This is a genomic window from Desulfocucumis palustris (assembly GCF_002933875.1).
GTDB lineage: Bacteria > Bacillota > Desulfotomaculia > Desulfotomaculales > Desulfocucumaceae > Desulfocucumis > Desulfocucumis palustris.
On the sequence record NZ_BFAV01000134.1, the window covers coordinates 1 to 219 of the forward strand.

The 219-nt window shown below is 52.1% G+C and carries 1 protein-coding gene; it reads right to left on the reverse strand.

The features are described 5' to 3' along the window. Nucleotides 1-219, reverse strand: a 219-nt coding sequence (locus DCCM_RS18655; RefSeq protein ID WP_165792130.1) for a hypothetical protein, incomplete at both ends; no start/stop codon positions are given.

Below are 219 nucleotides of genomic sequence, written 5' to 3' on the forward strand. Positions count from 1 at the left end.
GCGGTGTTGTAGGTGAAGGTGCCGTTTTCATGATGGCCTCCGCTTTGGATTGTCCATTTTTTGGTGTGGCTCAGCCTGTTGCCCAGGTTGTCATAGGTGAAGGTGTTATGGTATTTATACGATCCGCTGCCGACGCTGTCGTCGGTGTCTATGCTGGACAGCCTGTTCAGGCTGTCGTAAACCAGGTTGTATTTATGAGTTTGCAGCGCGCTGCTGGGA